At 71.9% G+C, this 19,296-nt stretch carries 24 protein-coding genes; 13 read left to right on the top strand and 11 right to left on the bottom strand.

Translation table 11 applies throughout. The features are described 5' to 3' along the window. Positions 1-93 precede the first annotated feature (93 nt). From N801_RS09085 to N801_RS09070, 4 genes are read left to right on the top strand one after another with little or no spacing between them, the layout of a single operon-like run. On the top strand, positions 94-1,023 hold the full coding sequence (locus N801_RS09085; protein ID WP_035936601.1) for an ABC transporter permease: 930 nt from the start codon (positions 94-96) through the stop codon (positions 1,021-1,023). Continuing rightward, complete coding sequence (locus N801_RS09080) at positions 1,016-1,936, top strand: ABC transporter permease (RefSeq protein WP_035936598.1); 921 nt, start codon at positions 1,016-1,018, stop codon at positions 1,934-1,936. Before N801_RS09085 ends, N801_RS09080 begins: the two co-directional genes overlap by 8 nt. A gap of 38 nt (positions 1,937-1,974) precedes the next feature. Next, on the top strand, positions 1,975-2,985 hold the full coding sequence (locus N801_RS09075) for an ABC transporter ATP-binding protein (protein ID WP_035936679.1): 1,011 nt from the start codon (positions 1,975-1,977) through the stop codon (positions 2,983-2,985). Next, positions 2,978-4,204 (top strand): ABC transporter ATP-binding protein, encoded by a 1,227-nt coding sequence (locus N801_RS09070; RefSeq protein WP_035936595.1) that lies wholly within the window; start codon positions 2,978-2,980, stop codon positions 4,202-4,204. Before N801_RS09075 ends, N801_RS09070 begins: the two co-directional genes overlap by 8 nt. 63 nt (positions 4,205-4,267) lie before the next feature. Here the strand turns inward: N801_RS09070 and rsgA are convergent, their stop codons facing one another. The 3 genes from rsgA to N801_RS09055 are packed head-to-tail and all read right to left on the bottom strand — an operon-like array spanning position 4,268 to position 7,147. Then, positions 4,268-5,323 (bottom strand): ribosome small subunit-dependent GTPase A, encoded by a 1,056-nt coding sequence (gene rsgA / locus N801_RS09065; protein ID WP_035936592.1) that lies wholly within the window; start codon positions 5,321-5,323, stop codon positions 4,268-4,270. Continuing rightward, positions 5,323-6,621: a 3-phosphoshikimate 1-carboxyvinyltransferase gene (gene aroA / locus N801_RS09060; RefSeq protein WP_035936589.1), complete on the bottom strand. Its 1,299-nt coding sequence runs from the start codon at positions 6,619-6,621 to the stop codon at positions 5,323-5,325. The genes rsgA and aroA overlap by 1 nt, the downstream gene beginning before the upstream one ends. Further along, the gene (locus N801_RS09055; protein WP_035936586.1) at positions 6,608-7,147 is read right to left on the bottom strand and encodes a DoxX family protein; all 540 of its coding nucleotides are present in this window, start codon (positions 7,145-7,147) and stop codon (positions 6,608-6,610) included. The genes aroA and N801_RS09055 overlap by 14 nt, the downstream gene beginning before the upstream one ends. A 104-nt stretch (positions 7,148-7,251) precedes the next feature. On the opposite strand from N801_RS09055, the gene N801_RS09050 reads away from it, so the two are divergent. From N801_RS09050 to rsrA, 4 genes are all read left to right on the top strand, one after another. After that, positions 7,252-8,094: an SOS response-associated peptidase gene (locus N801_RS09050; protein ID WP_035936583.1), complete on the top strand. Its 843-nt coding sequence runs from the start codon at positions 7,252-7,254 to the stop codon at positions 8,092-8,094. Next, on the top strand, positions 8,091-8,726 hold the full coding sequence (locus tag N801_RS09045) for an alpha/beta hydrolase family protein (protein WP_035936580.1): 636 nt from the start codon (positions 8,091-8,093) through the stop codon (positions 8,724-8,726). The genes N801_RS09050 and N801_RS09045 overlap by 4 nt, the downstream gene beginning before the upstream one ends. A 148-nt stretch (positions 8,727-8,874) precedes the next feature. Next, complete coding sequence (locus tag N801_RS09040) at positions 8,875-9,501, top strand: sigma-70 family RNA polymerase sigma factor (protein WP_035936676.1); 627 nt, start codon at positions 8,875-8,877, stop codon at positions 9,499-9,501. Further along, positions 9,498-9,806, top strand: a complete 309-nt coding sequence (rsrA, locus tag N801_RS09035; protein WP_035936577.1) for a mycothiol system anti-sigma-R factor — start codon at positions 9,498-9,500, stop codon at positions 9,804-9,806. The genes N801_RS09040 and rsrA overlap by 4 nt, the downstream gene beginning before the upstream one ends. Before the next feature lie 69 nt (positions 9,807-9,875). Here the strand turns inward: rsrA and N801_RS21975 are convergent, their stop codons facing one another. Beyond that, positions 9,876-9,950 carry a 50S ribosomal protein bL37 gene (locus tag N801_RS21975; protein WP_009775747.1) on the bottom strand — a complete coding sequence of 25 codons (75 nt, stop codon included), beginning with the start codon at positions 9,948-9,950 and terminating at the stop codon, positions 9,876-9,878. 167 nt (positions 9,951-10,117) lie between these two features. Here N801_RS21975 and N801_RS21005 point away from each other — a divergent pair, with 167 nt between their 5' ends. Genes N801_RS21005 through N801_RS09020 form a run of 3 tightly spaced genes read left to right on the top strand, consistent with a single transcriptional unit; the run spans position 10,118 to position 12,808 of the window. After that, positions 10,118-10,258, top strand: a complete 141-nt coding sequence (locus tag N801_RS21005; RefSeq protein ID WP_169744238.1) for a hypothetical protein — start codon at positions 10,118-10,120, stop codon at positions 10,256-10,258. A gap of 16 nt (positions 10,259-10,274) precedes the next feature. Then, positions 10,275-11,522, top strand: coding sequence for an HD-GYP domain-containing protein (locus tag N801_RS09025; RefSeq protein ID WP_035936574.1), 1,248 nt, complete (start codon positions 10,275-10,277; stop codon positions 11,520-11,522). Beyond that, positions 11,519-12,808, top strand: a complete 1,290-nt coding sequence (locus N801_RS09020; RefSeq protein ID WP_052112792.1) for an HD-GYP domain-containing protein — start codon at positions 11,519-11,521, stop codon at positions 12,806-12,808. Before N801_RS09025 ends, N801_RS09020 begins: the two co-directional genes overlap by 4 nt. Before the next feature lie 69 nt (positions 12,809-12,877). Here N801_RS09020 and N801_RS09015 read toward each other — a convergent pair whose 3' ends face one another. From N801_RS09015 to N801_RS09000, 4 genes are all read right to left on the bottom strand, one after another. After that, positions 12,878-13,774, bottom strand: a complete 897-nt coding sequence (locus N801_RS09015) for a dioxygenase family protein (protein WP_035936572.1) — start codon at positions 13,772-13,774, stop codon at positions 12,878-12,880. Continuing rightward, complete coding sequence (locus N801_RS09010) at positions 13,771-14,094, bottom strand: DUF2218 domain-containing protein (RefSeq protein WP_052112791.1); 324 nt, start codon at positions 14,092-14,094, stop codon at positions 13,771-13,773. Before N801_RS09010 ends, N801_RS09015 begins: the two co-directional genes overlap by 4 nt. A gap of 195 nt (positions 14,095-14,289) precedes the next feature. Further along, positions 14,290-14,691 carry a superoxide dismutase, Ni gene (sodN, locus tag N801_RS09005; RefSeq protein WP_035936570.1) on the bottom strand — a complete coding sequence of 134 codons (402 nt, stop codon included), beginning with the start codon at positions 14,689-14,691 and terminating at the stop codon, positions 14,290-14,292. Positions 14,692-14,757: 66 nt separating this feature from the next. Continuing rightward, positions 14,758-15,117, bottom strand: a complete 360-nt coding sequence (locus tag N801_RS09000) for a S24/S26 family peptidase (protein ID WP_211254698.1) — start codon at positions 15,115-15,117, stop codon at positions 14,758-14,760. 168 nt (positions 15,118-15,285) lie between these two features. On the opposite strand from N801_RS09000, the gene N801_RS08995 reads away from it, so the two are divergent. After that, positions 15,286-16,443 (top strand): NAD(P)-dependent malic enzyme, encoded by a 1,158-nt coding sequence (locus N801_RS08995; protein WP_035936565.1) that lies wholly within the window; start codon positions 15,286-15,288, stop codon positions 16,441-16,443. 4 nt (positions 16,444-16,447) lie between these two features. On the opposite strand, the gene mmuM is transcribed toward N801_RS08995, so the two are convergent. Continuing rightward, positions 16,448-17,326, bottom strand: a complete 879-nt coding sequence (mmuM, locus tag N801_RS08990) for a homocysteine S-methyltransferase (RefSeq protein WP_035936561.1) — start codon at positions 17,324-17,326, stop codon at positions 16,448-16,450. Between the two features lie 58 nt (positions 17,327-17,384). Here mmuM and N801_RS08985 point away from each other — a divergent pair, with 58 nt between their 5' ends. Further along, positions 17,385-18,353, top strand: coding sequence for a zinc-binding dehydrogenase (locus N801_RS08985; protein ID WP_035936559.1), 969 nt, complete (start codon positions 17,385-17,387; stop codon positions 18,351-18,353). Between the two features lie 15 nt (positions 18,354-18,368). Here the strand turns inward: N801_RS08985 and N801_RS08980 are convergent, their stop codons facing one another. Beyond that, positions 18,369-19,055, bottom strand: a complete 687-nt coding sequence (locus tag N801_RS08980; protein WP_035936556.1) for a GDSL-type esterase/lipase family protein — start codon at positions 19,053-19,055, stop codon at positions 18,369-18,371. Positions 19,056-19,058: 3 nt separating this feature from the next. Next, the gene (locus tag N801_RS21000; RefSeq protein ID WP_169744237.1) at positions 19,059-19,235 is read right to left on the bottom strand and encodes a DUF6104 family protein; all 177 of its coding nucleotides are present in this window, start codon (positions 19,233-19,235) and stop codon (positions 19,059-19,061) included. Between the last annotated feature and the right edge of the window lie 61 nt (positions 19,236-19,296).

Below are 19,296 nucleotides of genomic sequence, written 5' to 3'. Positions count from 1 at the left end.
GCCCCCCATCAGACTTCACGAGATGCGCGAACGCCGTCTCGCCGTGCCCCTCCGTCACCACGGATCGGGGCCGAACGTGACACAGGAGGTGACATGGGCAAGTACATCGTCAGGCGAATCCTGCAGATGATCCCGGTGGTTCTGGGAGCCACCTTCATCATTTTCGCCATGGTCTTCGCCCTGCCCGGAGACCCGACCGCCGGCAAGTGCGGAGACCGTCCCTGCTCGCCCGAGTACGTCGCGGCCTTCCGCGAGGAGCACAACCTCAACGACCCGCTGCCGGTCCAGTACGGCAAGTACCTCGGCAAGTTCGTCCAGGGGGACCTCGGGACGAACTACTACGGGATCCCCGTCAAGGAGGACCTCGCCAAGCGCTACACGATCACCGGGCGCCTCGCCCTCATGGCGATCGTCTTCGAGATCGTCATCGGCATCCTCGCCGGGGTCCTCGCCGGGGTGCGCAAGGGGAGGTTCATCGACAACCTCGTCACGGTGAGCACCCTGTTCGTCATCTCCATCCCGGTCTTCGTCATCGGTGTGCTGCTCCAGTACCAGTTCGGCATCAAGTGGGGATTGGTCCCGGCCACCGTGCCGAGCCTTGAGGCCCCGACCTCCTCGCTCATCCTTCCCGCCTTCGTGCTCGGGTCGATCTCCATCGCCTACGTCGCCCGGCTCACGAGGACCAACCTCGTGGAGAACCTGCGTGCCGACTACGTGCGGACCGCGGTGGCCAAAGGCCTGACCAAACGGCGCGCCGTCGGCGTGCACACGCTGCGCAACTCGCTCATCCCCGTCGTCACCTACATCGGCGCCGACTTCGGTGGCCTCCTCGGTGGTGCGATCGTCACGGAGCGCATCTTCAACATCCAGGGTGTCGGCGGATACATCTGGAAGGGCATCAACTCCCGCGACGGTGTCGCCGTCGTCTCCACGGTGACCGTCCTGGTGATCGTCTACCTGCTCGTCAACCTGCTCGTCGACCTGCTCTACGGCGTGCTCGACCCGAGGATCAGCCATGAGTGAGCCCATCGCCGCAGGCTTCTCTCCCGGCGCCACCGACGACGTGGACGAGGCGCGTTCCTTGAGTCAGGACGCCTGGCGCTCCCTCCGCAAGAGCACGATGTTCTGGGTGTCCGTCGGCCTCATCGGCGTCTTCGTCCTCATGGCCATCTGGCCGTCGCTGTTCACGCAGACCGACCCGACGTTCGGCGACATCAACAACGTGCGCGCCAAGCCCAACGCCGATGCGTGGTTCGGGACGGACACGCAGGGCTACGACATCTTCGCGCGCACGATCTACGGTGCCCGCGCGTCGATCATTGTCGGCCTCGCCGCCTCGCTGACCACGCTTCTCCTGGGTGGAGTCATCGGGGTGTTGGCGGGCTTCTACGGTGGGTGGCTCGACGCGCTGTTCTCCCGAGTGACCGACATCTTCTATGCCATCCCGCTCATCCTCGGCGGCATCCTCTTCATGGCCAGCTTCCCCAACGGTGCGAACTCCAACTACTTCGTCGTGGTCGGCAAGGTCGTGCTCGTCCTGACGGTCTTCGGCTGGACGACGATCGCTCGACTCATGCGCTCGAGCGTGCTCCAGGTCAAGCCCAACGAGTACGTCCTCGCGGCGCGTGCGCTGGGGGCCAGCCCGTGGCGGATCATCAAGTCGCACATCCTGCCCAACGCGCTCGCGCCGGCGATTGTCGTCGCGACGATCAACCTCGGCGTCTTCATCGTGGTGGAGGCCACCCTGTCGTTCCTCGGCATCGGCCTCACACCGCCCGCGATCTCGTGGGGCGTGGCGATCAGCGACGCCCTCGTGGCCGTGCGCACCTACCCGCACATCCTTCTCTTCCCCAGTCTGTTCCTCAGCCTCGCGGTGCTGGCGTTCATCCTGCTCGGCGACGCCGTGCGTGACGCCTTCGACCCGAAGTCCCGATGAGCAGGAGGAGCACTTAAGTGACCACCACCACCAAGTCCGTGGCGCCCGCGTCCGCCTACAAGCCCGACTCCGAGGGCCGGCTGCTCGAGGTCGACGACCTGTACGTCGAGTTCCACACCGCCGAAGGGATCGCGAAGGCGATCAACGGCGTCTCGTTCGACCTGCGCCAGGGCGAGACCCTGGCCATCCTCGGCGAGTCCGGCTCGGGCAAGTCCGTGACGGCGCAGGCGATCATGGGCATCCTCGACATGCCCCCGGCCGTCATCCCGAGCGGAGCAATCCGCTACTGCGGCGAAGACCTGCTGACGATGCCGGAGGAGCAGCGCCGCAAGGCTCGCGGGCCCGAGATCTCCATCATCTTCCAGGATGCGCTGAGCTCGCTGAACCCGACCTTCCCGGTCGGCTGGCAGATCGGGGAGATGTTCCGGCAGCACCGTGGCATGAACCGGTCCGACGCCTACGCGCAGGCCGTGCGCCTCATGGAGCGTGTCGCCATCCCCGCTGCCAAGGAGCGCGTCAAGAGCTACCCGCACCAGTTCTCGGGCGGGATGCGTCAGCGCATCATGATCGCGATGGCCATCGCCCTCGACCCCGCGGTGCTCATCGCCGACGAGCCCACGACCGCCCTCGACGTCACCGTCCAGGCCCAGATCATGGCCCTGCTCGCGGAGCTCCAGGACGAGCGTCAGATGGGGCTCATCCTCATCACGCACGACCTCGGTGTCGTCGCCGACGTCGCCGACAGGGCCGCCGTGATGTATGCCGGCCGGATCGTCGCGAAGGCGGACATCGAGGACCTCTACGCCCGGCCCGCACACCCCTACACCCGCGGGCTGCTCGAGTCGATCCCGCGCCTGGACCAGAAGGGGCAGACGCTGGCGGCCATCGGCGGCCTTCCGCCGAACCTCACCCGCATCCCCCCGGGCTGCACGTTCAACCCTCGCTGCCGCATGTCGCAGGACATCTGTCGCGAGCAGGAGCCCGACCTGCTCCCCATCGCCGGACAGATGTCCCGATGCCACTTCGCCGAGGAGGTCCTCAATGGCTGACGTCATTCTCAAGGCCGACGACCTGGTCAAGCACTACCCGATCAAGGGCGGTGTCCTGCGCACCACCGTGGGCCACGTCAAAGCGGTCGATGGGGTCTCGTTCGAGCTGCACCGCGGCGAGACGCTCGGCATCGTCGGCGAGTCCGGCTGTGGCAAGTCGACGCTGGGCCGCGTCCTCATGCGTCTGGAGGAGCCCACGGCGGGCACGGTCAACTTCGACGGCATCGACATGTTCTCGCAGAGCGGGTCCGCGATGCGCAAGCTGCGCCGCGACATCCAGATCGTGTTCCAGGACCCGTACACCTCGCTCAACCCACGCAAGACGGTCGGCGACATCGTCGCGGAGCCGTTCGAGATCCACCCGGACGTCGTGCCCAAGGGTGGCCGCAAGAAGGCCGTGCAGGAGCTGCTCGCCCTCGTCGGTCTCAACCCTGAGCACATCAACCGCTACCCGCACCAGTTCTCGGGCGGCCAGCGCCAGCGCATCGGCATCGCCCGCGGGATCGCGTTGCGACCCAAGGTCCTCATCTGCGACGAGCCGGTCTCCGCGCTCGACGTGTCGGTCCAGGCGCAGGTCATCAACCTCATGGAGAAGCTCCAGGACGAGCTCGGGCTGTCCTACATCTTCATCGCGCACGACCTCTCCGTCGTCCGGCACATCTCCGACCGCGTCGGAGTCATGTACCTCGGTCGCATGGTCGAGCTCGGCACCGAGGAGGAGATCTACCAGCGGCCGACCCACCCCTACACGCAGGCCCTGCTCTCCGCGGTGCCCGTCCCGGACCCGACGATGCGCGGCAAGCGTGAGCAGATCGTCCTCACCGGTGACGTGCCGTCGCCGGCGAACCCGCCCAAGGGATGCCGCTTCCACACGCGGTGCTTCAAGGCCCAGGAACGCTGCTCGGTGGACGACCCGGAGCTGATGGACCGCCCGGACGGCGTCGCGGCGCACCGCTCCGCGTGCCACTACGCCGAACCTCGGGTCATCGTCGAGACCGTCGACGTCAGTGCTCTCGCACCGGACCCCCGGTTCGCGACGACCGATGTCGTCGACCACGACGCGTTCAGCGACGACGGCGGCCTCCTGCCGGCGGACGCGGCCTCGATGGCCGAGCGGTCGCACGCCTCCGGCGAGTCCGAGGGCCCGATGGACCGTCCGCACGACATCACTCGGGTCGTCGACAACGACCCGAGCGAGAAGCGCGACCCGACGAACTGAGCCCGAGCCGACTGATGGCGCCGTCCGGTCCGGAGGGCGCCATCGGCGTGTTCTGGGGGAGGGTCAGTCCCCGGTCTGGATCTGGCGGGTCCGCAGCAGGCGGCGCAGCGACTCCAGTCGTGAGGCACCGGCCGGTCCGGCCTGTCCGCTCGCGACCCATGCGTCGAGACCGCACTCCTCCTCGTCGTGGCTGCACCCTCGGGGGCACTCGTCGGTGCCGGCCTCGAGGTCGGGGAAGTGGGTGATGATCCGCTCCGGGTCGACGTGGGCCAGCCCGAAGGAGCGGATGCCCGGTGTGTCGATGACCCAGCCGTCCCCGCCGGGCAGGCGCAGCGCCACGGCCGAGGTGGAGGTGTGGCGCCCGCGCCCCGTGACGACGTTGACGACGCCGATGGCGCGCAGGGCGTCGGGGACGAGGGCGTTGACGAGGGTGGACTTGCCCACCCCCGAGTGGCCGACGAGGACGCTGACGCGCCCGCGCAGGGCGTCCCGCAGGGCCTCGAGCCCGTCGGTGCCGTCGGCGTCGGTGGTCGAGGTGACCACCGACGGCACCTCGAGTGGCGCGTAGCTCCGCAGGAAGGGCGCCGGGTCGGCCAGGTCGGCCTTGGTCAGCGCGAGCAGGGGCGACATGCCCGCGTCGTAGGCCGCGACGAGGCAGCGGTCGATGAGCCGCGGCCGGGGCTCGGGGTTGGCGAGCGCCGAGACGACGACCAGCTGGTCGGCGTTGGCCACGATGGCGCGCTCGACCGGGTCGGTGTCGTCGGCGCTGCGGCGCAGCAGGGTGCGGCGTGGGTGGACCCGTACGACGCGGGCGAGGGCATCCGGGCTGCCGGACACGTCGCCGACGAGGGCCACGTCGTCACCCACGACGATGCCCTTGCGGCCGAGCTCGCGGGCGCGCATCGCGGTGACGACACGCTCCCCGTCGACACCGACCCCACCGTCGTCGGCGTCGCTGTCGCTGACGAGCACGGTGTAGCGACCTCTGTCGACGGCGGTGACCATCCCGGGCACGGCGTCGAGGTGCGCCGGGCGGTCCTTGGACCGGGGACGGCTGTTGCGCTTGTTCGGGCGGATCCGGGCGTCGGACTCGTCGTAGCTGCTCGTGGGCCTCGCCATCAGGCGGTGCGCTCCCGGGCGCCGTCGTGGCCGAGCAGGCCCGACCACAGCTCGACGAAGGTGGGCAGCGTCTTGGCGACCGTGTCGGGGTCCTCGACGACGAGCCCGGGGACCGCGAGGCCGAGCACGGCCCCGGCCATGACCATGCGGTGGTCCCCGTAGGTGTGGAACGTCGCGGGGGAGAGCGGGCGCGGGGTGATGTGCAGGCCGTCCTCCGTCTCGGTGACCCGTGCGCCCAGGGCGCCGAGCTCCCGGGCCAGGGCGGCGATGCGGTCGGTCTCGTGACCACGGATGTGGGCGACGCCGCGGATCCGCGACGGCCCGTCGGCGAGCGCCGCGAGGGCGGCGATGACCGGCGTCAGCTCGCTCGCGTCGTGGAGGTCGAGGTCGACCCCGCTGAAGCCGTCGACGGCGCTCACCGTGAGGCCGTCGCGGGCCAGCCGGACCTCGGCCCCCATCTCGTCGAGGATGTCGCGGATCTCGTCGCCGGCCTGGGTCGTGTGCTGCGGCCAGCCGGGGATGCGCACCCGTCCACCCGTGACGAGGGCCGCGGCGAGGAAGGGTGCGGCGTTCGAGAGGTCGGGCTCCACCTGGACGTCGAGGGGGTTGAGCGGGCCCGGCTCGACCCGCCACGTGTCGGGCACGGAGTCGTCGAGGTCGGCGCCCGCGTCCCGCAGCGCCTCGACGGTCATGTCGATGTGAGGTTGGCTGGGCACGGGTCCGCCGCGGTGGCGGATCGTCACGCCCTCGTCGTAGTGCGCCCCCGAGAGCAGCAGCGCCGAGACGAACTGGGAGGACGCCGACGCGTCCAGGGTGACCTCACCGCCGCGGACGGACCCGACGCCGGCCACCGTGAAGGGCAGCACGCCCCGACCGCCGTCGTCGACCGCGACACCGAGGGTGCGCAGCGCCTCGAGAGCCGGACCCATCGGTCGGGTCCGGGCGTGGGGGTCCCCGTCGAAGCGCACCGACCCTCGTGCCATCGCCGCCAGGGGCGGGACGAAGCGCATGACCGTCCCGGCGAGGCCGCAGTCGATGTCGACGTCGCCGACCATGTCGGCGGGGGTGACGAGCCAGTCCTCACCGTCGACGTCCTCGACCCCCGTGCCGAGGGCCCGCAGGGCGCCGGCCATGAGGAGGGTGTCGCGCGAACGCAGGGGTGATCGCAGTCGCGAGACGCCACCCCCACGCGCGGCGAGGACGAGGAAGCGGTTGGTCAGCGACTTGCTCCCGGGCAGGTCGACGGCCGCGTCGACCGGTCCGTCAGCGGCGGGGGCGGTCCACTCAGGTGAGGGCATTCTTGGCCTGTGCCGCCTTGAGTCGTGCCTCGCGACGCGCCGACCTGGTCGCGTGCCGCGCCTCGCGCTTCGTCGTCCGCGCCGTGCGCTGGACGCTCTCGCCCGCCCGGTGTGCGCGGTAGGCCAGGCTCGGCCGCCCGTCGGTGTCGACGGCGGCCAGGAGGAGGCCACCGAGCAGGCCGAGGTTCTTGAGGAACTGGATCTTCTGCTGCGCCCGGGTCTGGGGGTCGGACTCGGTCCAGAACGGGTGGGCGGCCAGCGTCGTGGGAACGAGCGTCCCGGCCAGCACCGCCGAGGCGATGCGTGGGACGTGCCCGGTCGCGAGCAGGGCACCACCGCCGACCATGGCGACGCCGTTGGCGCGCACGAGGAGCTCGGGGTCGTCGGGCAGGCCCGCCTTCGTGGCCCGGTCGATCACCGGGCGGGCGGCCTTGGCCTTCGCGCCGGGGTGCTTGAGCTGGTCGAGACCCCCGACGACGAACATGGCGGCAAGCATGGGACGGGCAACGCGACGCACGAGTGACATGCGTTCTCCTCACGGATGGGAACGGATCACGGACCTGCTCCTACCGTAGTTGCTGGGGCGCGGTCCGTGTCCGGGGTGGTCAGCCGCTGCGTAGATTGGGTCCCATGTGCGGGCGCTACGCGGCCACGGCCCACCCTGACGAGCTGACCCTGGAGTTCGAGGTCGACGACGACCGGAGCGCCGAGCCGGTGCGCAGCGTCCTCGTCAACCCCCAGTCGCCCCCGCCCGGCACCCCTGACCACAACATGGCCCCGACCAAGCTGGCGCCCGTCGTCCTCACCCGCGCGGCCCGCGGGGAGGACAGCGCGCAGCCACGGCGCCAGCTGCGCTTGCTCACGTGGGGGCTCGTCCCGAGCTGGTCCAAGGACCCGCGCTCCGGTGTGCGGATGATCAACGCGAGGGCCGAGTCGGTCCTGGAGAAGCCGGCCTACGCCAAGGCGGCCGCGCGTCGGCGCTGTCTCGTGCCCGCGCGGGGCTGGTACGAGTGGCAGGCCTCCCCGACCGCCACGGACGCCAAGGGCAAGCCCCTCAAGCAGCCGTTCTTCACGTCCCGGGCCGACGGGGGGACGTGCGCCTTCGCGGGGCTCTACGAGTTCTGGCGTGACCCGGCCGTGGTCGACGCCGGGGACCCGGCGGCCTGGCTGACGACCTTCACGATCATCACGACCGAGGCCGAGCCGGGCCTGGACCGGATCCACGACCGCCAGCCCCTGGTGCTCGACCGCGACGACTGGTCGGACTGGCTCGACCCCTCGCTCACCGACACCGCGGAGGTCGCCGCGCTGCTCGAGCCACGGCCACCGGGCCGCTTCACGGCCCACCCGGTCTCCCGCGCGGTGAGCAGCAACCGGTCCAACGGCCCACAGCTGCTCGAGCCGCTGCCCGAGTCCGAGCTGCGCGGGGTGCTCGACCCGATGACCGGCGAGATCATCGGCGCGTCGGCGTGACGACGCACCGGTTCGTCGAGGTGGCGACGCCGCTCGGCCCCGCCCACGCCCACGTCGTGCGTCCCGTCCGTGCCCGGGGGACGGTGGTGCTCACGCACGGGGCCGGCGGACGACTCGGTGGTGTCGACCTCGACGCCGTGGCGCAGGGACTGGTCGACGCGGGCTGGGCGGTCGCGTCCGTCCAGCAGGCGTGGGGCGTGGCCGGACGGCGCATGCCGCCGCGTCCCGTCCCGCAGGACGAGGCCTGGCTGCCGGTCGTGCTGGCCCTGCGCTCGGGCCGCACCCGCCTGCCCGGCCCGCTCGTGCTGTCGGGCAAGAGCAACGGCGCCCGGGTGAGCTGTCGGACCGCGGCCGCGCTGGCCGCCGACGGGGTCCTCTGCCTGTCCTTCCCCCTGCACCCGCCCGGGAGGCCCGAGGTCTCACGGGCCGACGAGCTGCGACTGCCCGGGATCGCGGGGATCCCGGTGCACGTCGTGCAGGGGGAGCGCGACCCCTTCGGCACCCCCGGCGAGGTGCGCGCGGAGCTGGACGGCCCGGCATACGTCACCGCCGTCGACGGTGACCACACGATCAGGGTGACCGGCCCGCTCGTCGCGGCCGCGCGGGCCTTCGTGGACTCGCTCGGCCAGTGACCGGACCGTCGGGAATGGCACCCCCTCGCCCCCTGTTGACATGGAGGTCCCGCACCGTGAGTCTCCGGTGTCAGCCGTCCAGAGAGGTGTGCCCGTGCTCGTGCTGCACACGACGTCCCCCGCCGAGACGGGTCTAGGGTGGAGCGCGATGAGCACACCACAGACCACCTCCGACCAACCCGCAGTGGACGTCGTGACCGAGACCCCTGCGCAGCGACAGGCCAGGTTCGAGGCCGAGGCGCTGCCGTTGCTGGACCAGCTCTACGCGGCAGCCCTGCGTACGACGCGCAACCCGGCCGACGCCGAGGACCTGCTCCAGGAGACGTACGCCAAGGCGTTCGCCGCGTTCCACCAGTACCGGCCGGGGACCAACCTGCGGGCGTGGATGTACCGCATCCTCACCAACACCTACATCAACACCTACCGCAAGAAGCAGCGGGAGCCGCAGCAGTCCGATGCCGCGGACGTCGAGGACTACCAGCTCGTGCGGGCCGAGTCCCACACGAGCTCGGGGCTCAAGTCCGCCGAGGCGCAGGCGCTCGACCATCTCCCCGACTCGGAGATCAAGCGCGCCCTGCAGGAGCTGCCGGAGGACTTCCGCATGGCGGTCTACCTCGCCGACGTCGAGGGGTTCGCCTACAAGGAGATCGCGGAGATCATGGGAACGCCCATCGGCACCGTGATGTCGCGTCTCCACCGGGGTCGACGTCAGCTCCGTGAGATGTTGACCGAGTATGCCGCCGAGCGCGGCTTCGGCAAGGAGGTCTCCTCGTGAACGAGCAGCACACCGACGGGCACGCCGACGCGCGCGCCGACGCCCATTCCGGGTCCCACGCCGAGTGCTCCGAGGTCCTGCACCGGATCTACGAGTACCTCGACGGGGAGATGCAGCCCTCGGACGTCGCCCGCGTGGCCCAGCACCTCGAAGCCTGTGGGCCGTGCCTGCACGAGCACGACCTCGACCGGGCCGTCAAGGCGGCGGTGCGCCGCTCGAACAGCATGGGCGAGCCCTGTCCCGACCAGCTGCGCGTGCAGATCCGTCAGCGGATCACGATGGTGCGTCTCGAGCTCGACGGCTGACCCGAGGGGCCGATACGCCGAAGGGACGACCACCGCGAGGTGGTCGTCCCTTCGTCACGTGCTGCGTGCTCAGGCGTTGGGCTTGCGGCCGTGGTTGGCCTTGTTGCCCTTGCGCGAGCGGCGCTTGCGGGCGCGCTTGCTCATGAGGACTCCTCGAGATCGGGGGGTGTGAATCGTGACCACGTGCCGTGACGTGCCGACGGCCGCACAGGTCATATGTCCAGTACATTGTCGCACACCCTCGTCACGTGCGAGGATGGAGTCAATCCAGATTCGGCCCGCCGGGCCGGGATCACCGAAAGGGTACTACCATGCGCGCTCTCCGCCTCGTTGCTGCTTCGCTCGCCATCGCCGCCCTGTCTGCCGTGGGCGCCTCGGCGGCCCAGGCCGAGAGCAAGTCCAGCGTCTCCGCCGCCGGCTGGCAGTGGAAGGCCAGCGGCTGGCAGTGGTGATCCCTCCCTCACGACGTTGAGGTCGGTCTCGCCGACGTCATGGTCGAAGCGCCACGCACCCGCGATCTACATCGCGGCGTGCGTGGCGCTCATGTCGGGGCTCGCCGTCCTGTGCCTCGCGCGCTACGGCTGGGACCCTGACTGGTCCGACCTCGTCGTGCTCGCCTTCGTCGGCGCCCTCACGTGGTGGCTGCCGTCCACGTCGAGCGACGGTCGCATCCACTTCACCGCGGACAACGTCGTCGTGCTCGCGGCGATCCCCATCGTGGGTCCGTTGGGCGCCGGTGTCGTCGGCCTCGTCATGGCCGCCCTGACCCGACGCCGGATCCCCGTGGTCCGACGGGTGTTCAACATGGCGATGGCCTCGTCCTCGGCGATGGTCGGTGGCCTGGCCTACGACCTCGTCGGCGGCTCGCTCGACATGGTCGGCCTCAGCGGCGCGATGCCCCTCATCTGGCACGTCGGCCTGCCCATCGTCGTCGCCGACGCCGCCAACCTCGTCGCCAACGCCCTGCTCGTCGCGGGCGTCATCCGGCTGACCGTCGGGGTGCCCCTGCAGCTCCAGCTGGTCGACATGCTGACGAGCTCCGGACCCACCCAGTTCGCCTACGGGATCATCGCGTTCCTCGTGGTCATCATGTGGCTGCCGGGCGAGCTCGGTCCCGTCGCCATCCTCGTGGCGCTCGTCCCCCTCGCCGGCGCCCGGTGGGCCCTCCTCCAGTACGGCGAGGAACGGACGGCTCGCGAACGCGCGCTGGGCGCACTGGTCAGCGCCATCGAGACACGCGCGCCGGAGCTCGAGGGCCACAGCGCGCGGGTCTCGGCGCTGGCCGCCGTCATGGCGCAGGACCTCGGCCTCGGGCCGAAGGAGGTGGCCGACGTCCGCACCGCCGGCCTCCTCCACGACCTCGGGCGGGTCGTCGTCGCGCCCGGTCGCGAGGGCGAGGACGAGGTCACGAGCGCCCGGCTCCGCGGCGCGACGATGCTCCAGGACCTGCCCTTCCTGCGCGGCGCCTCCTCCCTCATGGAGGAGATCGCGCGCGCGGACCTCGACGACGCGCCGCCCTCCCTGGCAGCGGACCTCGTCCGGGTCGCGGACGAGTACGACCTCGTGCGTCACGGAGCCCATCCCGTCACCGCACGGGACGCCTTCGAGGGGTTGCGCACGCTGCGTGAGGACGCCCAGGGGGAGCGGGTCTTCCAGGCCCTCTCGCGGGCCCTGCGCGACCAGGACCATGCCGACGCGGATGCCGAGGCGCCATGAGGCTGATCCCCAGCAGGGTCGAACGGCTCGTCGTGGGTCTCGCGGTCGCCGTGCTCGTCGTCGCGGCGGCCACGGAGCACGCGGCGTTCGCCGACGCGATCCGCAACCATGCGGTCCTCCTGGCGGCCTTCGCGGTCTCGATCGCCGTGGGGGAGATGCTGCGGGTCCGGATGCCGTCCGGCCGCGTCGCCGCACCGGTGTCGTCGGGCTCGGCGATCGGACTGGCCCTGCTGGGGACGATGCACGGTCATGCCACCTTCGACGTGCCGGCCGGCGTCGTGACCCTCGTCGTCGCCGCCGCACTCTGCCTCGGGCTGCTCGTGCGGGGGATGATCGGACGCCCGGTCGAGTGGACCATCGTCGCGGTCCGCACGATCGGGGTCGGGGTGACGGCCCTCCTCTTCCGCAGCATCCCGCTCGGCGGTGACAGCGCCTGGACCTGGGTCGCCGAAGGGGTGCGGCACCCCGCGGTGCTGGCCAGCGCCATGATGCTCGTGTCGGCCGCCGGCCTCTACGCCGACCTCGCCCTCTCCGGCCTGGTCCGCGCCCGCCGGTCCGGCGTGCCCGTCTCCGGGGCGATCCGTGAGGAGCTCCAGGAGGCGCAGGCGCTCACCTTCGGGGTGCTCGCCGCCGGCCCGCTCGTCGCCTTCCTCGCACCGGTCGTGGGTCTCCTCGCTCTTCCGCTCGGACTCCTGCCGATGATGCTCACCAACGTCGCGGTGCGCCGCTACGCCGCGAACCGGGCCACGTACCGCCAGACCATCGCGACGCTGTCGCAGCTCACCGACGTGGCCGGCTACACCCCGACGGGGCACGCGTCGCGGGTTGCCGAGCGCTCGGTGGCCGTCGCGCGCGCCATGGGTCTGCACGCCGACGTGGTGCAGGACCTCGAGTACGCGGCGCTGCTGCACGACCTGGGGCAGGTCGGGCTGCGCTCGCCGATCCCGGACGGGGCCACGGTGCTCGCCGCGCCCGACGACCAGCGACGGATCGCCCTGGAAGGGGCGCGGATCGTGCGCCGCACCGAGGTCCTCGACCGGGTCGCCGACCTCATGGAGCGGCAGACGACGCCGTTCCGGCACGTGCGGGAGTGGGGGGAGGAGGTGCCCCTCGCGAGCCGGATCATCAAGGTCGCGAACGCCTTCGACGACTTCTCCCACGGACGCACCGACCCGGCGTCCGTCGACGCGGCGCTGGAGCGGATCCACCTCGGGCTCGGCTACGAGTACGACCCCGAGGTCGTCGAGGCGCTCATCCGCACGATCGGAACGCCCGGACGGGGCTGACCGGGCGGCCTGACCGGGCGCGGCCGGCCGGGCGGGCTGACCGGGTGCGGCCGGCCGGCCGTCACGTCGTCAGGCGGCCTGGAAGGAGCGCTTCGCCAGACCGATGGCGTAGCCGTCGATGGTGGTCGTCGGCGCCGCGGCCGGGTCGGCGGACGCCCCGAGGGTGACGAACAACGGCGTGAAGTGCTCGACGGTCGGGTGGGCATAGGGCATTCCGGGTGCCCGGTCACGGAACCCGGACAGCTCGTCGACGTCACCGCGCGCGAGCGCCTCGGCGGCCCAGAGGTCGAAGTCGGAGGACCAGCCCGGCACGTTCGACGGGTCGGACCAGTCGAGGTAGGGCAGACCGTGGGTCATGTAGCCGGACCCGATGACGAGCACCCCGGACTCACGCAGCGACCGCAGCCGCCGCCCCAGATCGAGGAGCCGCTCGGGCTGGTGGGTGGGCAGGCTCAGCTGCAGGACGGGGATGTCGGCGTCGGGGTACATGATCTTCAGCGGCACCCAGGCGCCGTGGTCGAGACCGCGGCTGCGGTGCTCGTGGACCGGCTCCGTGTCCGGCATCAGCCGCGCGACCTGCTGCGCGAGCGCGGTGGCCGCCGGGGTGTCGTAGCGCATCTGGAAGTACATCGGGGCGAACCCGCCGAAGTCGTAGACCAGCTCGGTGGGCTCGCTGCTGCTGATGCTCAGCGGCGCGGACTCCCAGTGCGCCGAGACGATGAGGATGGCTCGCGGCTTCGGCAGCGACCGGGCCCACGTGTGCAGCTCGGTCATCCAGTCGGTCATCTCGAACAGCATCGGGGCGCCGTGGCTGAGGTAGAGGCTCGGCAGCGGTCCGTGGTCGGGGGTCCAGAGCACCTGGGCGCCGGCGCGCTCGGTCTCGGCGGCCCGGCGCAGGTGGGCGGCGAACGGGTGGTCGGCGCGGATGCGGGCGTCCGCAGCGGCGGTCGTCGTCACGGCGCTCATGCGGGCTCCTCGGCATCGACGGTGGGGGTGCGGACCCAGGTGACGACGAGCCCGGCGCGCTGCCCGAACGACTCGAGGTGACGGCCGAGCACGTCCTCGACGGTCGCGAGCCCCTGCTCGTCCGCGCTGGTGGCGCGCAGGGTGAGGACACCGTCACCGATGGTGACCTCGGCGGTCGCGTCCCCGATACGGGCGGTCGACGTCGCGCCGTGGGTGGTGAACTCGAGCTTGCGACCCAGGTGGGCGAGAAGCTGCTTGGCGTAGCGGGCGGGCGCGTCGGTGGCGACGTCGGCGTGCGCGGTGAGCAGGTGGTGCGGCATGGCGGGTCCGTTCGGTGCGGGTGTGGCGACTCCTGCACCGTATCCCATAAAGGTTGAAGCAACAACTAACGGGAGCGCCGGGACGGGTCGGACGCACGGCGCACGGACGCCGCCCCGGTCCACCGGCCCGTGGGGGCTCGGCGGACCGGGGCGGCGTCCGGTCGACGACGTGCAGGCCGAGGCCCGCGGTGGTCGTCAGGCCTGCTTGGTCTCCTTGAAGATCGCGTCGATCTCGTCGATCTTGGCCAGGAGCTCGTCGGCCTTGGCGGCGTCGAGCGTGCCCTTGGTCCCCGAGGCGCCGGCCAGCTTGGTGGCCTCGTTGACGAGGGTGTGCAGCTGCGGGTACTTCTCGAAGTGCGGGGGCTTGAAGTAGTCGGTCCACAGCACCCAGAGGTGGTGCTTGACGAGCTCCGAGCGCTGCTCCTTGATGAGCACCGCCCTCGTGCGGAAGTCGGGGTCGTCGTTGTCGGCCACCTTGGCGATGATCGCCTTGATCGACTCGGCCTCGATGCGGGCCTGGGCGGGGTCGTAGACACCGCAGGGCAGGTCGCAGTGGGCACTGACGTCGGTGACACGGAAGAGGGTGGGCAGGCGCATGAACGTCCCTTTCGTTGGGCGGGTGGTCGGCCACTGCCCAACCTACAACGCGCCTCGTCGGTGCGGTCAGGGCGTCGGCCGGGCTCTCATCCGGCCGGGCCGGGGGGCGATGCGGCCGACGACGACGGCGAGGACGTCCTCACCGGGGACCGACCCGACGTCGAAGGAGGTCACCCCCTCGCGGGCGTTGTCGGAGTCGAGCCACCACCGGAGCGGGTCGTCCGGGTCGCGCCCGAGGATCCGCTTGACCGACACCGGTCGCGCGGCGCCGTGGGCGTCGCGCGGGAGCCGGACGACGGCGACGTCGCCGTCGCGGACGACCGCGCCCCACAGGGCGAGCAGGAGGTCGCCCTCGCGCAGGGTCGGCTCCATCGACCGACCGCGCACCCGCACCACTCGTGGGCGGGGCACCGGTCGTCGTCGCACGCGGCGATTGTGGCACGGCGCACGTGGCCAGCCGCAGACGCCGCGAGACGCCGCGTGCGAGGATGGCGACGCGGCACACCTCCCGCTCCGGCCGTCCCACACCAGGGACTCGGCCCGTCGCTCCGACCTCGTCGGCCGCGCCACCGTCTGTGACCCGGGAGTCCCGCCATGTCTGCGTCCTCGTCGTACCCGAGCTTCGACTTCGACGGCCCGGTGTTCCGGGCCCACGAGGGCGGCAAGCTCGGCGTACACGCCACGCAACCGCTCCGGGACCGGGACGACCTGTCCCTGCTCTACACCCCGGGCGTCGCGGACGTCTGCCGTGCCATCGCCGCGGACCCCAGCCTCTCCGCGCGCTACACGGGCAGGCGCAACACGGTGGCCGTCATCACCGACGGCACCGCCGTCCTCGGCCTCGGCGACATCGGTCCGCTCGCGGCGATGCCGGTGATGGAGGGCAAGGCGGTCCTCTTCAAGCACTTCGCCGGGATCGACGCGGTCCCCGTGTGCATGGAGACCGGATCCGTCGACGAGCTCGTCGAGGCGATCGCCCGCCTGGCGCCGTCCTACGGGGGCATCAACCTCGAGGACATCTCGGCGCCCCGCTGCTTCGGCATCGAGGCCCAGCTCAAGGAGCGCCTCGACATCCCCGTCTTCCACGACGACCAGCACGGCACCGCGATCGTCGTGCTCGCGGGGCTGCTCAACGCCGCCACGGTCGTCGGGCGGACCCTGCCCGACCTGCGGGTGGTGGTGGCCGGCGCCGGTGCCGCGGGGGTCGCGGTCACCGCGCTCCTCCAGCGTGCCGGTGTGCGCGACGTCGTCGTGTGCGACTCGCGCGGCATCATCTCGCCGTCACGCGCGGACCTCACCGGGCACAAGCACCGGATCGCCGCCTCCACCAACCCCCGTGGCCTCTCGGGCGGGCTCGCCTCCGCCCTCGTCGACGCGGACGTCTACATCGGCGTCTCCGGGGGGACGGTGCCAGAGGCGGACATCGCGCGAATGGCGCCACGCTCGATCATCTTCGCGCTCGCGAACCCCGACCCCGAGGTGCACCCCGACGTGGCCCACCGGCACGCGGCGGTGGTCGCCACGGGCCGGTCGGACTTCCCCAACCAGATCAACAACGTGCTCGCCTTCCCCGGGATCTTCCGCGGAGCCCTCGACTCGGGGGCGAGCCAGATCACCGAGGCGATGAAGCTCGCCGCGGCCTCCGCCATCGCGGCGCTGGTGCCCGAGCCCACGGCCGAGGAGATCGTGCCGAGCGTCTTCGCGCCCGGTGTCGCGGACGCGGTCGCCGACGCGGTCGCCGCGCTGGCCTGACGGCTCAGGTGCGCAGGGCGTCCGAGATGCCGCGTATGCCGTCCGTGCCGATCCCGCAGCAGCCGCCGAGGTAGCGGGCCCCGAGCTCGTGCCAGCGGCGGACCGACGCCCGCGGGAACTGCGACGCCCCGTCGTCGGTCCACGTCTTGGTCCCGGCGTCGTAGACGGCGCCGGCGTTCGGGTAGACGACGTACGGCACGCTCGCCTGCGCCGACGCCAGCAGCTCTTCGACGTGCTGCGGCGCCGTGCAGTTCACCCCGACGGCGACGGCCTGGCCGCCGACGACGTCGACCGCCTCGGCGAACGGCGCGCCCCCGGTGAGCCGGGCGTCGCCCCTGGCCGAGAAGGACACCCAGTAGGGCAGGTCGGGCGCGACCTCGGCCAGGAGGTCCACGACGACCTCGGCCTCGAGGAGCTCGGGGAGGGTCTCGACGGCGACGAGGTCGGGTCCGGCCGCGACGAGGCGCTCGAGCCGTCGCGCGTGGAAGTCCCGCAGCTCGCCCCGGCGCACTCCGGGATAGCCCGTGTACTCGGACCCGTCGGCGAGGTGTGCGCCCCACGGGCCCACGGATGCTGCGACCCGGGCGCGGCCGTCCGCACCCTCACGCGCCAGCCGGACCGACGACTCGAGGTCGGCGTCGCACTGCTCGGCGGTGAGGCCGGCCCGCGCGTACCCGGCGTGGCTGGCCTGGTAGGACGCGCTGATGACGACCTCGGCTCCGGCGTCGACGAACGCCCGGTGCACAGCCACGACCTCGTCGGGGGCGTCCCGGAGCAGTCGTGCCGACCACAGCAGGCCGGACAGGTCGTGGCCCCGGGACTCGAGGGCGGTCGCGAACCCGCCGTCGAGGACGACCGGGGCAGGGTGCTCGTCGCTGCTCATCGACACATCGTCGCACTGGCCGCGCCGGGTGGGGGAGCGGCGTGGGTAGGGTCGGTGCATGCTCGCCGCCTACGCCGTGTCGCAGTCCTCCACCGACCCGCTCTCGGGTCTCGAGGTGGGGGAGCGACCCGACCCGCAGACCCCGGAGGGCTGGGTCGTCGTCGACCTCGTCGCGTGCGCGCTCAACCACCACGACGTCTGGTCACTGCGGGGCGTGGGCCTGCCCGCGGACCGACTGCCCATGGTGCTGGGGTGCGACGGCGCGGGCCGCGACCCGGACGGCAACGAGGTCATCGTGCATGCCGTCATCCCCTCGGACGGCTGGCGCGGCGACGAGACCCTCGACCCCCGGCGCACGCTGCTCTCCGAGCTGCACGACGGCACGCTCGCGACGAAGGTCGCGGTGCCACGGACCAACCTCGTGCCCAAGCCGGAGTCCCTGAGCTGGGAGCAGGCGGCCTGCCTCCCGACCGCATGGCTCACGGCATACCGGATGCTCTTCACCAACGCGGGGGTGCAGCCCGGGGGCACGGTCCTCGTCCAGGGTGCGGCCGGCGGGGTCGCGACGGCGCTGGTCCAGCTGGGCGCGGCCGCGGGCCTGCGGGTGTGGGTGACCAGCCGCGACGAGGCCAGGGGTCGGCAGGCAGTCGCGCTCGGCGCGGACCGGGCGTTCGCCTCCGGGGAGCGGCTGCCCGAGCGGGTCGACGCGGTGCTCGAGACGGTCGGGGCGGCGACGTGGTCGCACTCGGTCAACGCGCTGCGGCCCGGCGGGACGATCGTCATCTCGGGGGCGACCTCCGGTGACGCGCCCGCCAGGGCCGAGCTCACCAAGATCTTCTTCAAGCAGCTGCGCGTCGTCGGTTCGACGATGGGCACCAGCGACGAGCTCCAGCGTCTGGCGGCCTTCGTCGTCGGCCAGGGCATCGAGCCGCTCATCGACTCGGTCCTGCCGCTGGCGCAGGCCCGGGACGGGTTCGCGCGGATGGTCGACGGCCAGGTGGCCGGCAAGGTCGTCTTCACGACGTGAGCCGGCGGGCCCGGGTCAGATCCGGAGCCAGTCGTTCCAGCCGTTGTGGAGCACGAGCCACGCGATGAGGCCGTAGCCGGCCTGCCCCGGGTGGTGACCGTCGTGGCTGGCGGCCAGCTCCGAGCGCCACTGGTCGTGGCCGAGCAGGGGCCGGAAGCAGTCGACGAAGGGCACCGAGCGACGGGCGCAGACGTCGGCCTGCGACTCGACGAGGACCCCCAGCTTGTCGTTGAACGCCGGGTCGCTGCTCGGCGGCGGGCTGACGACGAACGAGGAGACACCGGTGCTCGCTGCCTCGTCCAGGATGTTGGCGAGGTTGAGCCGGTGCCGGGCGAGGGTGACGCCGGAGGCGATGTCGTTGGCGCCGACCTGGACGACGAGCCGCTTCTCGCCCCGGTCCTTCCAGCGGGGCGGGCACTCGGAATGCCAGCGGGCGAGCACGTCACCGCTGGTCTGTCCGCGCACCCCGAGGTTGTATGCCGTGAGCTCGAGGTCCGGGTGCGACGTGCGGCCGACGACCCGAGTGACCCAGCCCTGACCCTTGGGGTCGCCGACCCCCGCGACCATGGAGGCGCCGAGGAAGACGATCGCGACGTCACGGGGCCCGTCGGCGGGGACGCTGAACTCGGCGCTCGGCCGGAACTCGAGGTCGCCGCCGTCACCCTCGTCGGAGGGGTGGGTCGGGCTGTGGGCGTTGCTCATCGGTCAGTCGTCCTCGTCGTCGAGCCGGGCCAGCCAGGTGGCGAGTCGCTCGACGGGGGTCTCGAAATCGGGGTGGAGGTCCACGAAGGTGCGCAGCTGTTCGGCGAGCCAGGCGAAGGTGACCTCTTCGTCCCCGCGCCGCGCCTCGAGCTCCTCGATCCCTCGGTCGGTGAAGTACACGACGAAACCCTAACGCGCGGCGCCCCGGCGGTCGGTGACCGACGCCCGGCGGCGCCCCACC

Source organism: Knoellia aerolata DSM 18566, assembly GCF_000768695.1.
GTDB lineage: Bacteria > Actinomycetota > Actinomycetes > Actinomycetales > Dermatophilaceae > Knoellia > Knoellia aerolata.
This window is presented reverse-complemented; position numbering and strand designations above follow the sequence as displayed.

What these genes read in the sequence shown, in the direction of transcription:
- N801_RS09080 (WP_035936598.1), top strand. Translation starts at nt 1,016, where the DNA reads ATGAGTGAGCCCATCGCCGCAGGCTTCTCTCCCGGCGCCACCGACGAC.
- aroA (WP_035936589.1), bottom strand. Translation starts at nt 6,621, where the DNA reads ATGCCCTCACCTGAGTGGACCGCCCCCGCCGCTGACGGACCGGTCGAC.
- N801_RS09010 (WP_052112791.1), bottom strand. Translation starts at nt 14,094, where the DNA reads ATGCCGCACCACCTGCTCACCGCGCACGCCGACGTCGCCACCGACGCG.
- mmuM (WP_035936561.1), bottom strand. Translation starts at nt 17,326, where the DNA reads ATGAGCAGCGACGAGCACCCTGCCCCGGTCGTCCTCGACGGCGGGTTC.
- N801_RS09040 (WP_035936676.1), top strand. Translation starts at nt 8,875, where the DNA reads ATGAGCACACCACAGACCACCTCCGACCAACCCGCAGTGGACGTCGTG.
- N801_RS08980 (WP_035936556.1), bottom strand. Translation starts at nt 19,055, where the DNA reads ATGAGCAACGCCCACAGCCCGACCCACCCCTCCGACGAGGGTGACGGC.
- N801_RS09070 (WP_035936595.1), top strand. Translation starts at nt 2,978, where the DNA reads ATGGCTGACGTCATTCTCAAGGCCGACGACCTGGTCAAGCACTACCCG.
- N801_RS09055 (WP_035936586.1), bottom strand. Translation starts at nt 7,147, where the DNA reads ATGTCACTCGTGCGTCGCGTTGCCCGTCCCATGCTTGCCGCCATGTTC.
- N801_RS08985 (WP_035936559.1), top strand. Translation starts at nt 17,385, where the DNA reads ATGCTCGCCGCCTACGCCGTGTCGCAGTCCTCCACCGACCCGCTCTCG.
- rsgA (WP_035936592.1), bottom strand. Translation starts at nt 5,323, where the DNA reads ATGGCGAGGCCCACGAGCAGCTACGACGAGTCCGACGCCCGGATCCGC.
- N801_RS08995 (WP_035936565.1), top strand. Translation starts at nt 15,286, where the DNA reads ATGTCTGCGTCCTCGTCGTACCCGAGCTTCGACTTCGACGGCCCGGTG.
- sodN (WP_035936570.1), bottom strand. Translation starts at nt 14,691, where the DNA reads ATGCGCCTGCCCACCCTCTTCCGTGTCACCGACGTCAGTGCCCACTGC.
- N801_RS09085 (WP_035936601.1), top strand. Translation starts at nt 94, where the DNA reads ATGGGCAAGTACATCGTCAGGCGAATCCTGCAGATGATCCCGGTGGTT.
- N801_RS21005 (WP_169744238.1), top strand. Translation starts at nt 10,118, where the DNA reads ATGCGCGCTCTCCGCCTCGTTGCTGCTTCGCTCGCCATCGCCGCCCTG.
- N801_RS09050 (WP_035936583.1), top strand. Translation starts at nt 7,252, where the DNA reads ATGTGCGGGCGCTACGCGGCCACGGCCCACCCTGACGAGCTGACCCTG.
- N801_RS09015 (WP_035936572.1), bottom strand. Translation starts at nt 13,774, where the DNA reads ATGAGCGCCGTGACGACGACCGCCGCTGCGGACGCCCGCATCCGCGCC.
- N801_RS09020 (WP_052112792.1), top strand. Translation starts at nt 11,519, where the DNA reads ATGAGGCTGATCCCCAGCAGGGTCGAACGGCTCGTCGTGGGTCTCGCG.